The organism is Hansschlegelia plantiphila (assembly GCF_027922265.1).
In the GTDB taxonomy this organism is placed as follows: Bacteria; Pseudomonadota; Alphaproteobacteria; order Rhizobiales; family Methylopilaceae; genus Methylopila; species Methylopila plantiphila.
Genome location: NZ_BSFI01000008.1, coordinates 577223 through 590812, shown reverse-complemented (window position 1 = coordinate 590812; position 13590 = coordinate 577223). Strand labels below are relative to the sequence as shown.

12 protein-coding genes and 1 tRNA gene are annotated in these 13590 nt (G+C 68.6%); 5 read left to right on the top strand and 8 right to left on the bottom strand.

Going from position 1 to position 13590, the window contains the following annotated elements:
- Window positions 1-24: 24 nt before the first annotated feature.
- Both hisS and ccrA read right to left on the bottom strand, forming a co-directional pair.
- Complete coding sequence (gene hisS / locus PKE75_RS12585) at window positions 25-1500, bottom strand: histidine--tRNA ligase (protein ID WP_271169069.1); 1476 nt, start codon at window positions 1498-1500, stop codon at window positions 25-27.
- A gap of 125 nt (window positions 1501-1625) precedes the next feature.
- Entirely contained in the window at window positions 1626-2909 is a 1284-nt protein-coding gene (gene ccrA / locus PKE75_RS12580) for a crotonyl-CoA carboxylase/reductase (protein ID WP_271169068.1), read from the bottom strand.
- Window positions 2910-3088: 179 nt separating this feature from the next.
- On the opposite strand from ccrA, the gene PKE75_RS12575 reads away from it, so the two are divergent.
- Window positions 3089-3352, top strand: a complete 264-nt coding sequence (locus tag PKE75_RS12575; protein ID WP_271169067.1) for a GlsB/YeaQ/YmgE family stress response membrane protein — start codon at window positions 3089-3091, stop codon at window positions 3350-3352.
- 51 nt (window positions 3353-3403) lie between these two features.
- On the opposite strand, the gene yihA is transcribed toward PKE75_RS12575, so the two are convergent.
- The 4 genes from yihA to rpmH all read right to left on the bottom strand — a co-directional run bounded on the left by yihA (window position 3404) and on the right by rpmH (window position 6594).
- The gene (gene yihA / locus PKE75_RS12570; protein WP_271169066.1) at window positions 3404-4048 is read right to left on the bottom strand and encodes a ribosome biogenesis GTP-binding protein YihA/YsxC; all 645 of its coding nucleotides are present in this window, start codon (window positions 4046-4048) and stop codon (window positions 3404-3406) included.
- A gap of 156 nt (window positions 4049-4204) precedes the next feature.
- Entirely contained in the window at window positions 4205-6013 is a 1809-nt protein-coding gene (gene yidC, locus PKE75_RS12565) for a membrane protein insertase YidC (protein WP_271169065.1), read from the bottom strand.
- On the bottom strand, window positions 6010-6432 hold the full coding sequence (gene rnpA, locus PKE75_RS12560; RefSeq protein WP_271169064.1) for a ribonuclease P protein component: 423 nt from the start codon (window positions 6430-6432) through the stop codon (window positions 6010-6012). Before rnpA ends, yidC begins: the two co-directional genes overlap by 4 nt.
- Window positions 6433-6459: 27 nt before the next feature.
- On the bottom strand, window positions 6460-6594 hold the full coding sequence (gene rpmH, locus PKE75_RS12555) for a 50S ribosomal protein L34 (RefSeq protein WP_271169063.1): 135 nt from the start codon (window positions 6592-6594) through the stop codon (window positions 6460-6462).
- Between the two features lie 244 nt (window positions 6595-6838).
- Here rpmH and PKE75_RS12550 point away from each other — a divergent pair, with 244 nt between their 5' ends.
- Both PKE75_RS12550 and PKE75_RS12545 read left to right on the top strand, forming a co-directional pair.
- Window positions 6839-8299, top strand: coding sequence for a sensor histidine kinase (locus PKE75_RS12550; RefSeq protein WP_271169062.1), 1461 nt, complete (start codon window positions 6839-6841; stop codon window positions 8297-8299).
- A gap of 90 nt (window positions 8300-8389) precedes the next feature.
- Window positions 8390-8466: transfer RNA gene (locus PKE75_RS12545), tRNA-Arg, on the top strand.
- A gap of 252 nt (window positions 8467-8718) precedes the next feature.
- Here PKE75_RS12545 and PKE75_RS12540 read toward each other — a convergent pair.
- Window positions 8719-10107, bottom strand: a complete 1389-nt coding sequence (locus tag PKE75_RS12540; protein WP_428979137.1) for an NAD-dependent succinate-semialdehyde dehydrogenase — start codon at window positions 10105-10107, stop codon at window positions 8719-8721.
- Between the two features lie 192 nt (window positions 10108-10299).
- Here PKE75_RS12540 and PKE75_RS12535 point away from each other — a divergent pair, with 192 nt between their 5' ends.
- Both PKE75_RS12535 and PKE75_RS12530 read left to right on the top strand, forming a co-directional pair.
- Window positions 10300-11187, top strand: a complete 888-nt coding sequence (locus PKE75_RS12535; protein ID WP_271169060.1) for a LysR family transcriptional regulator — start codon at window positions 10300-10302, stop codon at window positions 11185-11187.
- Window positions 11188-11291: 104 nt separating this feature from the next.
- Window positions 11292-12551 carry an MFS transporter gene (locus PKE75_RS12530; protein WP_271169059.1) on the top strand — a complete coding sequence of 420 codons (1260 nt, stop codon included), beginning with the start codon at window positions 11292-11294 and terminating at the stop codon, window positions 12549-12551.
- Here PKE75_RS12530 and PKE75_RS12525 read toward each other — a convergent pair.
- Window positions 12548-13507 (bottom strand): DMT family transporter, encoded by a 960-nt coding sequence (locus PKE75_RS12525; RefSeq protein ID WP_271169058.1) that lies wholly within the window; start codon window positions 13505-13507, stop codon window positions 12548-12550. The two genes, PKE75_RS12530 and PKE75_RS12525, sit on opposite strands and share 4 nt — an antisense overlap.
- Between the last annotated feature and the right edge of the window lie 83 nt (window positions 13508-13590).

Genomic DNA, 13590 nt, shown 5'->3' with positions numbered 1-13590 from the left:
GGGCGCCGTGCTTCGTGTTTCGACCTACTCGTGCCGCGACAAGATCGCCCGGACTTGCTCGACCAGACGTTCTTCCGCAACCGTCACCTGCGCCGGCCGGCTTTCGGTCCATTCCGCGCGATCGGTGATGGCCGCGGCCGCTGCTGAGCCGGCTATTAGATCCTTGAGCGTGACCTCGCTTTTGTCGCGCTCGTCCGAGCCCTGGATGACGACGCAGGGGCTTTTCCGCCGGTCGGCGTATTTCATCTGCGCCTTCATGCCCGAGGCGCCAAGATAGACCTCGGCCGAAATTCCGGCTGCGCGCAGCGTCGCGGCCTGCGCCATCGAGCGGCCGATCTGGTCGCGGTCGAGCACCAGAACGACCACGGGACCGAGCGGACGCGGCGCCTCCGGACCCTGAAGCGCGCGGAGCGCCGCGAGCAGACGGGAGACGCCGATCGAGAAGCCGGTCGCAGGCGTGTTCTCCGCCATGAAGCGGCCGACAAGCCCGTCATAGCGCCCGCCGCCGCCCACTGAACCGAACTGGATCGGCTGGCCCTTTTCGTCGCTGACCGTGAAGGTGAGCTCGGCCTCATAGACCGGGCCGGTGTAGTATTCGAGGCCGCGGACGACCGAGGGATCGATCACGACGCGGCCGTCATAGCCGGCCTGCTCCACCAGCGTCGCGATAGCCGAGAGTTCGCGCGCGCCCTCCTGCCCGGCTTCTGTCGAGGCGAATTCCTCGAAAAGCTTCCGCGCCGTGTGGAGGTTGCTTTCCGCCTTCGCTCTCAGGATCGAAAGCACGCGCGAGGACGCCTCGTCATCGAGTCCTGCGCCTTTCGTGAAGTCGCCGCTGTCGTCCTTGCGCCCGGCGCCGAGCAGCGCGCGCACGCCCTCCGGCCCCAGGCGGTCAAGCTTGTCTATCGCGCGCAGCACGGTGAGGCGCCGGCCGGCGTTGTCGTCGCCGCCGAGGCCGATCGCCTCCATCACGCCGTCGAGGATCTTGCGGTTATTGACCTTGATGACGTAGTCGCCGCGCTTGACGCCGACGGCCTCCAGCGTGTCGGCCATCATCATGCACATCTCGGCGTCGGCGGAGACGCTTCCCGCCCCGACGATGTCGGCGTCGAACTGCAGGAACTGACGGAAGCGGCCGGGGCCGGGCTTCTCGTTGCGGAAGACCGGGCCGAAGCGGTAGCTGCGGTAGGGCTTGGCGAGCCGCTGAAAGTTCTCGGCGACGTGGCGGGCCAGCGGGGCGGTCAGGTCGTAGCGCAGCGACAGCCACTGCTCGTCGTCGTCCTTGAGCGAGAACACGCCGGCGTTCGGGCGGTCCTGGTCGGGCAGGAACTTGCCGAGCGCGTCGGTGTATTCGAAGAACGGCGTCTCGATCCCCTCGAAGCCCCAGAGCTCGTAAGTCCTGCGGATCGCCTCGGCCATCTCGCGGGTGGCGGCGAGTTCGTCCGCTCCGCGGTCGGCGAAGCCGCGCGGGAGGCGGGCGGGAGTGAGGTCTGCGCGGGTCATCGAGGTCAGGTCCAGGCGGCTTCGTCGCGCCTGCTCCTAGAGGGTTTCGGCGCGGGAAGGAACACCCCGCAGCCGAAACCCCGTCTCCCGAACCCGGCGGGTTCGCGTGAACCCTGCGCCTCAGCTCAGGCGGCAGCCGAGGTCTTCGACGCCGCATAGGCCTCGATGACGTCCTCGACCGTGCGGAGGCCGGCGCGCGGCGCGTTGACGAGCACCGCCATGTTGCCGGGGGCGTGCTGGTTCTTCCACATCTTGGTGTGGGCCTTCGGGACATCGTTGAAGGCGAACACCTCCGACATGCAGGGGTCGACGCGGCGGTCGATCACGAACCGGTTCGCGGCCGAGGCCTGCTTCAGATGGGCGAAGTGCGAGCCCTGGATGCGCTTCTGCCGCATCCAGACGTAGCGGGCGTCGAAGGTGATGTTGAAGCCCGACGTTCCGGCGCAGAACACCACCATGCCGCCGCGCTTCACCACCAGGCAGGACACCGGGAAGGTCGCCTCGCCCGGATGCTCGAACACCATGTCGACGTCGACGCCCTTGCCGGTGATCTCCCAGATCGCCTTGCCGAAGGCGCGCGCCGACTTCACCCAGGTGTTGTATTCCGGCGAATTGACCTTGGGCATCTGGCCCCAGCAGTCGAAATCCTTGCGGTTGATGACGCCCTTGGCGCCCAGGCCCAGCACATAGTCGCGCTTGGTCTCGTCCGAGATCACGCCGATCGCGTTCGCGCCGGACGCCGCGATCAGCTGGACAGCGAACACGCCCAGGCCGCCCGAGGCGCCCCAGACCAGCACGTTGTCGGAGGGCTTCAGCTGGTGCGGCTGGTGGCCGAACAGCATGCGGTAGGCGGTGGCGAGGGTGAGCGTGTAGCAGGCCGCCTCCTCCCAGGTGAGGTGCTTCGGCCGCGGCATCAGCTGGCGCGACTGGACGCGGCAGAACTGCGCGAACGAGCCGTCCGGCGTCTCGTAGCCCCAGATCCGCTGGGAGGACGAGAACATCGGGTCGCCGCCGTTGCACTCCTCGTCGTCGCCGTCGTCCTGATTGCAGTGGATGACGACCTCGTCGCCGACCTTCCAGCGCTTCACCTTCTTGCCCGTCGCCCAGACGATCCCGGAGGCGTCGGAGCCGCCGATATGGATTGGCAGCTTGTGAACGTCGATCGGCGATATCGGCTCGCCGAGCGACGCCCAGACGTGGTTGTAGTTCACGCCCGCCGCCATGACGTAGACCAGCACCTCGTCGTCGCCGATCTCCCAGGTCGGCACCACCTCGAGCTCGTTTGCGCTTTCCGGGGGCCCGTGACGCTCCTTGCGGACGACCCAGGCGTGCATCTTCGCCGGCACATGGCCGAGCGGAGGCATCTCGCCGAGGTCGTAGAGGTCTTTGCGGTCGGCGCTCGAGGACATGACGGGGCGCTCTCTTCGAAGGGTGGACGCTGTTCCGTTCTGGAGTAAGGGCCCGTTTCAGACCGCGCAATGCGACGAAGGCCGGATGGTGCGGCGCGGCATGGCCGTCAGCCGCAAGCGCGTTATCTACGCTCCCACGAGGCGGAATCGGCCGCCTCAACCGATCTAAGGCGTAACGAATGGAACCCTTCGCAGGCTTCGGCATCCTTGCCGTGCTCATCATCGGCGGCGTCGCCGGCTGGCTCGCCGGCCTGATCGTGCGCGGCTACGGCTTCGGCATCATCGGCAACATCATCGTCGGCATCATCGGCGCCTTCATCGGCACCTGGCTGCTCGCCAAGCTCGGCATCTTCGTCGGCGGCGGGCTGCTCGGAGCGATCGTGGGCGCGACCATCGGCGCGGTCGTGCTGCTGCTGATCATCGGGCTGTTCCGACGAGCATAGCGGCACAGTCGCGCCCGCGTCTTCCGCAGGCGCGGGCGCGACGAATACGCGTCAGCGCCGCTCGTCGATCAGGCGGGCGACGGCGGCGCGGAACTCAGCCAGACCGAGGCCCTCACGGCTCGACGTCTGGAGAATGACCGGGAACGCCGCGGGCCTGCGCGACAGGGCCGCGGCCGTTTCGGCGAGCCGCGCAGGCTGATCGGCCAGCTTCACCTGGTCGATCTTGGTCAGCACGACCTGATAGGACGTCGCCGCGCTGTCCAGCAGGTCCAAGGCGTCGTTGTCGACGGCTTTGATCCCGTGGCGCGCATCGATGAGCAGAAAGACGCGGGCGAGGCTCGCGCGGCCGCGCAGGTAGGCCCGCACAAGCGAGGTCCAGGTCCGCACGGATTCGACCGGCGCCTGCGCGTAGCCATAGCCCGGCATGTCGACCATGTAGGCCTCCGACCCCAGCGTGAAATAATTGAGCTGCTGGGTGCGGCCGGGCGTGTTCGAGGTCTTGGCGAGCGTCTTGCGGCCGGTGAGCGCGTTGACGAGGCTCGACTTGCCGACGTTGGAGCGGCCCGCGAAGGCGATCTCCAGCCGGTCCATCGCCGGGAGCTGCTCCAGCCTCGCCGCGCCCATCACGAAGTCGCACGGCCCCGCAAACAGCTTGCGGCCGATCTCGGGGAAGGGATCGTCTTCAGGGGCGTCCATCACGCTGCTCTCCATGGCTCAGTGCAGCGTCGTCCCGGACGAAGCGGCGCGCCGCTTGGATCCGGGATCGTCGTCAGGATAGGGCGCCGCTCGCGGCGCGCGATCCCGGCCGTCCGCGTCGCAGCCGCCGGGCTGACGGGCGTTAAGCCCGCCCCGTCAGGTCTTCGCGGGGTCGCTCGGCTTTCGCCGGAACGTCTCGCGGATGTTGCCGAGCAGATCCACCTTCACGCCTTGGCGCTTCATGATGATGGATTGCTGGATGATCGACAGCGTGTTGTTCCACGACCAGTAAATCACGAGACCGGCCGGGAACGAGGCCAGCAGGAAGGTGAAGAACAGCGGCATCCAGGTGAACACCACCTGCTGGGCGGGATCGGCGGGCGCCGGGTTCAGGCGCATCTGCAGGAACATCGTCACGCCCATGATCAGCGGCCAGACGCCGATCAGCAGGAAATGGCCGATCACCGGCACGGCGCCCGGATCATAGGGCAGCAGGCCGAACAGGTTGAACAGGGTCGTCGGATCGGGCGCGGCAAGGTCATGGATCCAGCCGAAGAACGGCGCGTGCCGCATTTCGATGGTGATGAACAGCACCTTGTAGAGCGAGAAGAACACCGGGATCTGCACCACCACCGGCAGGCAGCCGGCCAGCGGGTTGATCTTCTCCCGCTTGTAGAGCTCCATGAGCTCCTGCTGCTGCTTGGCCTTGTCGTCCTTGTAGCGCTCGCGCAGGCGCGCCATCTCGGGCTGCACCAGCTTCATCTTCGACATCGAGACGTAGGATTTGTTGGCGAGCGGGAAGAACAGCAGCTTCACCAGCACCGTCACGATCAGGATCGAGACGCCGAAATTGCCCACGAGCTTGTAGAAGAAGTCGAGCGCGTAGAACATCGGCCGCGTGATGAAGTGGAACCAGCCCCAGTCGATCAGCAGCTCGAACTTCTTCACGCCGCCCTGGGTCTCGTAGCGGTCGACCACCGCGACCTGCTTGGCGCCGGCGAACAGGCGGCCCGACGTCTCAACGGTCGCGCCGGGCGCGACGGTGAGCGGATCGAGCAGGTAGTCGGTCTGGTAGGCCTTGCCGCCGTCAGTGGTCGAGGCGAAGCGCGCCGCGTAGGGCTTGTCCTGCGGGGGCACGAGCGCCGCCGCCCAATACTTGTCGGTGATCCCGAGCCAGCCGCCGGTCGCCTTGAAGGTGCGCGGACCCTCGGTGATCTTCTTGTAGGTGAGCTCCTCCAGGCCCTCGTCGCCGATGACCCCGATCAGGCCCTCATGCAGGATGTAGTAGCCGGAGACGTGCGGCTCGCCGTGCCGCGAGATCAGCGCATAGGGGAAGAGCGTGGCCGCCGCCGCGCCGCCGTTCGCGACGCTGTCCTTGATCGTGAACATGTAGTCGCCGTCGATCGCGATCGTGCGGCGGAAGGTCAGGCCCTGGCCGTTGTCCCAGGTCAGCGTGACCGGACTGGCGCTGGTCAGGGCGCCCTGGCTCTCGGCCTTCCACTCGGTCGTGGCGTCCGGAAGCTTCACCGCGCCGCCCGGCGCGTTCACGAAGCCGAACTCGGCGTAATAGGGCTGCGGGCTGTCGAGCGGCGCGAACAGCACGATCTCGGGGCTCTTCGGGTCGACGGTCTCGCGATAATCCTTCAGCGACACGTCGTCGATGCGGCCGCCGACAAGCGCGATGGAGCCGTGCAGCCGCTCGCTGTCGATCACGAGGCGGGGGGTCGCCTTCAGCGCGTCGTCGCGCGACTTGGCGGCGTCCGAGGGAGCGCCGACGGGGGCGCCGGGCTGCGGGGCGGCGGCGCCCGATGCGGGAGCGCCGGCCTTGTTTTCAGTGAGAGCCTGCTGGGTCGCCTGGCTCTGGCGCTGCGCCTCGATCTGCGGGCGGGCGAAGAAATATTGCCAGCCGAAGAGGATGACGACGGACAGAACGACAGCGAGAATGGTGTTGCGGTTGTCCATCATCGTCCGCTTTCGCGCCCGTCGATCGGCGCCGAGGGGGAACCGGCGGGAGCCGGGCTTGTGCGTTTCTCGCGGCCGTGGGCGCGCTTCGCAGCCTCCCTCAGATCACGCAGGATACGGTCGAAAGCGGCGTCGAGCACCGCGCGGCGCGCGATCACGACATAGTCGCAGCCTGGCCTCGCAACCTCGGCGAGCGCGGACCGGGCGGCCGCGCGCAGCCTCCGCTTCATGCGGTTCCGCTCGACTGCGCCGCCGACCCGCTTGGTGGCGGTGAACCCGACCCGGGCCGGCGTCTCCGGCGCGCCGCGGTCGCGCATCTGCAGTCCGATGATCGGCCCGCCGATCTTCACCCCGTCGCGCGAGGCGGCGAGAAAGTCGCGTCTCAGGCGAAGCGTGTCGAGCCGGAAAGGTTCAGCCGGCATCGGCCCGAAGCCTTGAAGACCGCTGCGTCAGGCGCTCAGCTTCTTGCGGCCCTTGGCGCGGCGGTTCGCGATGACCTTGCGGCCGCCGACGGTCGCCATGCGGGCGCGGAAGCCGTGGCGGCGCTTGCGGACAAGCTTGCTGGGCTGGTAGGTCCGTTTCACGGGAGCAGTCTCCGGTCACCGAACCGCCAAGCGCGCGCCTCTCGGGCGAGCGGCCTGTGGCGCGGCCAAAACGAAAAAGCCCGCGTTGGACGCGGGCGCGATCACGCCGCGGCTTATACGGGAGGCCGCCGCTTCAAGTCAACGACGCGTTCCCGTGAGCGCGAGTCACTGCGTTTGACGAAGCGGCCCCGCCGCCGCATCATCACCGTCCGCGCGAACGCGTCGATCGCGCGCCGACCAGACCATGACAGACCCGACAACCCCCGCCGCCCCTCCCGGACGCCTTGGGCTTTCCGGCAAGCTGCTCGCGCTGACCGTGCTGTTCGTCATGGTCTCGGAAATCATGATCTTCGTGCCGTCGGTCGCGAACTTCCGGCTGAATTTCATCGACGACCAGATGAACCGCGCGCGCACGGCCGCGCTCGCGCTCGACGCGGCCCCCGACGGCACGGTCGCCGAGCCGCTCGCCCGCAAGCTGCTGCGCAGCATCGGCGCCCGGGCGCTCGTCATCAAGTCCGGCGAGGCGCGCCGCCTGCTCGCTGTCAGCGACATGCCGCCTGAGGTCGCCGTCACCATCGACAGGCGCGAGCCGGCCGGCGCGATGGCGGCGCTCGACGCCTTCGACACGCTGCTGCGCGGCGACAAGCGGCTGGCGCGCGTCATCGCCGAGGCCGACGACCCTGGAGACTCGATCGAGATCGTGGTCGAGGAGACCGCCCTGAGGAAGGCGATGCTCGCCTTCTCCGTCAACGTGCTGCTGGTCGCGCTCGCGATCTCGCTCGCCACCGCCACGCTGGTCTATCTCGCGCTCGACCTCATCATCGTGCGCCCCGTCCGCCGGCTGACGGCGACCATGGTGGGCTTCGCGGAGGCGCCGGAGGATTCGAGCCGCATCGTCGTCGCCTCCGGCCGCACCGATGAGATCGGCGTCGCCGAGGCGGAGCTCGAGCGCCTGCAGAGCGAGCTCCACGGCCAGTTGCAGCAGAAGTCGCGACTCGCGGCGCTCGGGCTCGCGGTCAGCAAGATCAACCACGATCTCCGCAACCTGCTCGCCGCCGCCCAGCTGATGTCCGACCGGCTCGGGACCGTCGCCGACCCGACCGTGCAGAAGCTCGCGCCGAAGCTGATCGCGACGCTCGACCGGGCGATAAGCTTCTGCCAGTCGACGCTGTCCTACGGCGCGGCGCAGGAGACGCCGCCGACGCGGCGCATGGCGCCGCTCGCCGACATCGTCGAGGACGTCCGCACCGCGCTGGGTCTCGCCGACGGAGCGGGGGAGATCGGCTTCCAGCCGGCGGTCGAGCGTGGACTGGTCGTCGACGCTGACCCCGACCAGCTGTTCCGCGTGCTGCTCAACCTCGGCCGCAACGCAGCCCAGGCCTTCGAGACCCGCGGGCGTCCGGACCCGACGCGCGACCAGATCCGGATCTCCGGTCGGCGGGAGGGCGCGGTCGTCGTGATCGAGGTCTCCGACACCGGCCCAGGTCTGCCGGCGAAGGCCCGCGAGCACATGTTCGAGCCGTTCCAGGGCTCGACCAGGGCCGGCGGCTCCGGCCTCGGCCTCGCCATCGCCGCCGAACTGGTGCGCGCCCACGGCGGCTCGATCGGCCTGGTCGAGGGCACGATGGGCGCGACCTTCCGGATCACCATCCCCGACCGCCCGATTGACCTGCGCGCCCGCGCCCGGGAGCGCGCCCGCGCCTGACCGGGGCCGCGCCGGCGAGACTTGCAAAGCGTTCCCCGAGCGGCTAACACGTCGCCTCCGCCGCGGGCCCCAAGCTCGCGGACGCTCTGCGCGCCCGTAGCTCAGCTGGATAGAGCACCAGACTACGAATCTGGGGGTCAGAGGTTCGAATCCTTTCGGGCGCGCCAGTTTTCCAACAATTCCGTCGACGCCGCAGAGATCGTCATGCGCATCGCAGCCGTCGGCTGCGCGGCCGGCGGCGGACCCGCGAGTTTTGCGGGCGCCGAGACCGGCGCACCCCAGGGGACTCCACGGCTATCTTCGCGGGCTCGCGGGCTCGATGCGGCCGGTGGCGAAACCGCCGACGGCGCGGCGCCGTCGGGTCGCGGGCTCGCCCAATGGCGTGAACCGGGGGGCCGGGCGCGAGCCCGGCCGAGCGCTCAGAACGGCGCGTCGATGTCGACGACGTCGATGAGCTTGTGGTTGACGAACTCCTTGATCCCGAGGCCCAGCAGCTCCCGGCCGTAGCCTGACCGCTTCACGCCGCCAAACGGCAGGTCCGCCTTCACCATCGTGGGATGGTTCACGAACACCATACCGGTCGTGATGCGCCGCGCGACCTCGGCGCCGTGCTTCGGATCGCTCGTGAACACCGAGCCGCCGAGGCCGAAGGGCGAATCGTTGGCGAGCCTCACCGCGTCGTCCTCGTCCTTGGCGCGGAACAGCATTGAGACCGGGCCGAAGAACTCCCAGTGCCGCGCGGGATTGTTCTCATCGACGTCGGTGAGGATGGTGGGCTGCACGAAGGCCCCGCGGTTGGGCGCCGCGGGCCCGACGGGCGTCGCGGTCGCGCCATGCTCCACCGCCTTGGCGATCATGTTCTTGATGTCGTCGGCGGCCTTCTGCGAGGCGAGCGGCGCGAGCGTGGTCGCGGAATCGAGCGGATCGCCCATCCGCAGGGCGGCTACGCCCTCGCCGTATTTCTCCGCGAAGGCGTCGTAGATCTCATCCGCCACGATCATCCGCTTGGACGACACGCAGACCTGACCGCCGTTCCAGTGCCGGCCGAACACCGCCCATTTGACGGTCTTCTCGAGGTCGGCGTCCTTGAGGACGACGAAGGCGTCGGCGCCGCCCAGCTCCATCGTGGACTTCTTGAGCGCCTTGCCCGCCGCGGACGCGACCGCGGCGCCCGCCGCCTCGGATCCGGTCAGCGCGACGCCGTGGACCTTGGGATCGCTCAGGATCAGATCGACGTGCTCATGCTTGGCGTAGAGGCTGATGAAGGCGTGTCGCGGAAGCCCCGCCTCCAGCATCAGCGCCTCGAACGCTGCCGCGCACTGCGGGACATTGGCGGCGTGCTTCAGCAGCACCGTATTTCCGGCCGACAGCTGCGGCGCGATGATCCGCGCGATCTGGTAGTAGGGAAAGTTCCAAGGCTCGATGGCGAGCAGAACGCCGAGCGGCTCGTGGACCAGAATCGCCCGACCCTCGACGGGATCGGCGACCGGCAGGTTCTCGCTCTCGAGCAGCTTCTCGGCGTTCGCGGCGTAATAGTCGAATATCGCCGCCGAAAGCTCCACCTCGGCGCGGGCCTCTCCGATCAGCTTGCCCATCTCCAAGGTGAGGATCGGCGCGTATTTGTCGGCGTCCCTCCGGAGGATGTCGGCCGCCTTCCGCATCACCGCGGCCCGTTCCGCGAAGGATGTCCTCCGCCAGCCCTGGAAGGCCCTGTCGGCGTCATCGATCGCCTGCTTGATCTCTTCCACCGTCGAGAACTCGAACGTCTTCAGAACTTCGCCCGTATAGGGATTCGTCGTCGCGAACATCGTCATGCCTTCCGTGCGCGCCTTCGGCGCCGTGACCGAGGCCGATCCCGTTCGATCGACCTGAACCCGAGGCGGACGGACATCATCTCTCTGCAGAATGCGAGCCGCCCAGAGCATCGAGGCTATCTGCGAGCCGGCAGCCGCGCGCGCAATACGGTGGCGCAGCACATCAGATGTGCGTACCCTGCACAAATGAGCGAGCTCAGAGTTTCGCTGCGGACCTTCATCCGCGTAGCCGAATGTCGTAGCTTTTCAAGCGTGGCGACAGAATTCGGCGCGACCCACACCACTATCGCGCGCCGGATCGACGCTCTTGAGAAGTATTTCGGGTCCCGCTTGCTACAAAGATCGACCCGGATGATCACGCTTACAGAAGAGGGCGAGCGACTTCTCGGCCACGCCAGGCTGATCCTGGAGGATATCGCGCTGGCGGAAGCCGACCTCGCGAAACGCAGGGACGCGCCGGAGGGCCTCGTGCGCGTCGGCGTGACCACTGCGCTCGGCCTGTTCATCTCGCGCACCTTGCTGGGGGAGCTCTACGAGAGATATCCCCTGCTTCAGGTCGAACTCCTGATGTCCGACTGGCATGGGAGCATGATCGAGGAAGGGCTCGACGCCGCCTTCCGGATCGGTCATGTCGCGGAGGATCATCTCATCCAGCGCCGGATCTGCGACATCACCCGCGTGCTGGTCGCCGCGCCTTCATATCTAGCCGAGCGCGGGCCGGCGGCACGGGCGGAGGATCTCTCCGGCCATGAGCTGATCGGATACGGCTACGACAGGGATCCGGTGACCTGGAGCGTCGACGGGCTGACGGTCCGCGTCGAAGGGCGTTTCAAAAGCAACAGCAGCGCTCTGGCGCATCAGGCTGCGCTGGCTGGACTTGGGATCGGCCTCCTTCCGGCGTTCCAGGTCCATGACGACCTCTCGCACGGCCGACTGTCGCCCGTCCTGCCGGCATCGACCATCGCGCCGCTGCATCTGTCGATCGTCTATCGGCCCGGCCGTCGATTGCCGCCCCGAACGCGCATGTTCATCGAATTCTCCAAGGAAAAGCTCGAGCTTCTCGTCGGCGCGTGAGCGCGCGTTGTTAGGGCTCCCGCCCGCATTCCGCAGCCTAACGCTCGACAGTGCGCGGCGGAAACGGCTAAGCGGGCCGCTCAGAGGTTAAGGCTCAGCAGTTCATGACCATCATCGGGCCGGACGCGCCGGCGCAGGCGAGCGGGGTTCCCGTCTCGCCGATCGCGTTCCGCCACCGCAACTTCGTGCTGTTCTGGGCGGCGCGGCTCTCATCGACCTTCGCGGTGCAGATCGTCTCCGTCGCCGTGGGATGGCAGGTCTACGACCTCACGCGCGACCCGTTCGACCTCGGGCTGGTCGGCCTCGTGCAGTTCCTGCCGGCCTTCGCGCTGGTGCTCGTGACCGGCCCCGCCGCAGACCGCTTTCCGCGCCGGGCGATCATGGCCGCGTGCTGCGCCGTCGAGGGGGTCGGCGCGCTGATTCTGGTGGCGCTGGCCTGGACGGGGCCGCTCTCGACGCTGCCGATCTTCTGCGTGCTGTTCGTCTTCGGCGTGGCGCGGGCGTTCTTCGGGCCGGCGAGTTCGGCGATCGTGCCGAGCCTGGTCCCGCCGCAGGCCCTCGCGAACGCCGTGACGTGGGCCTCGTCCGCCTGGCAGTTCGCGTCGATCGTCGGCCCGGTGGCGGGCGGCCTGCTCTACGGCCTCGGCGCGCCCGTCGCCTATGCCGCGGCCGCGGCGCTGCTCGCCCTCGCCACCACGCTCTCGCTGCTGATCCGCGTGACGCAGGTCAGGCGCGCGCTCGATTCAAGCTGGCGCACGCTCGCGGCCGGCTTCGCCTACGTGTTACGCGAAAAGGTGGTGATGGGCGCGATCACGCTCGACCTGTTCGCGGTGCTGCTCGGCGGCGCGATGGGGCTGATGCCAGCGGTCGCCCGCGACGTGCTCGACGTCGGCCCCTGGGGCCTCGGCCTGTTGCGGGCGGCGCCGGGAATCGGCGCGATCGCGATGGCGCTCGCGCTGTCCGTCGTTCCGATCCGCGACCATGCCGGGCGCATCATGTTCGCCTGCGTCGGGCTGTTCGGGCTCGCGACCGCCGTCTTCGGCCTGTCGACAACGTTGTGGCTGTCGATCGGGGCGCTCGCGGTCATGGGCGCCGCAGACATGGTCAGCGTCACGATCCGGGAGACCTTGCTGCAGCTCTGGACGCCGGACGAGGTGCGCGGCCGGGTGAACGCGGTGAACATGATGTTCGTCGGCGCGTCCAACGAGCTCGGCGAGTTCCGGGCGGGATCGATGGCCGCCGTCATCGGCGTGATGCCGGCGATCGTCGCCGGCGGCGTCGGCGCGATGGCGGTGTCGGGTCTCTGGGCCTGGTGGTTCCCGCAGCTCCGCACAGCCCGTTCGCTGGAGCGGCGCGAGGGCTAGCGCCGCTGCTCGCTCAGCGTGAACCAGCCGACTCCGGCCAGCACCAGAGCCGTGCCAGCCATGTCGACCGGCGTCACGCGTTCGCCGAGGAAGGTCGCGGCCAGGATCAGCGTCGCGACCGGGCTCACGGTGCCGATCGCGGCGTTCGCCTGCGCCGAGATGCGGTGGAGCGCCGCGCTCAGGAGGAAGCTCGGCAGGATGGTGCCGACCACAGCGATCATCGCGGCGAACATCCACACCTTGCCCGACAGGCCGAACAGCACGTCGACGTCCCGCACCAGCGCGAACTGCACGAGCGCGCCGACGGCGGCCGCCGACATCGCGATGCAGGTGAAGAGCTTTGGCCCGAGCCGGGCGATATGGCTCTTGGCGAGCAGCTGATAGAGCGCGAAGGCGACGGCCGAGGCCAACACCAGGGCCGCGCCCATGCGCGTCGCGTCGAGGCCCGCCGCCTCCATGTCCTTGGAGAACACCAGCGCGAGGCCCGCATAGCTCAGCCCGAAGGCGGCGAGCGCCCTCAGTCGGAACGGCTGCCCGAAGAACGCCGCGCCAAGCAACACCGTGAACAGGGGGTAGGTGAACAGGATCAGGCGCTCGAACGGCGCGGAGATGTAGGCGAGGCCGAGGAAGTCGGCGTAGCTTGCGAACCAGTATCCGAGCAGGCCGATCGCGAACACCGCCGCGAAACTCCTGAGGTCGAGGTTCGCCGGCCGGCCGGTCCGCGCGACGGCCGCGAGCCCGATCGCGACATAGACCGGGACCGAAAGACCCATTCTGAGCGCCAGCAGCGTCTCGGCGTCGACATGCTCGGCATAGGCGAACTTGATCAGGATTCCCTTGCTCGAAAAGAAGATCGCGCCGAGCGCCGCAAGCGCATAGCCCGCCCAGGGCGCCGCGGCGGGCGCAGGGCGGACTTCCTCGACGATGACTTCGGGATCTGCGGCGGGCGTGGACATGGGCGGCGGGGTATCACGCGGCGCGCCGCGCCGCCATTTCGCACGGCCCGTGGCCGATGCGCGCGGGGAGCAGAGCTCGCGGT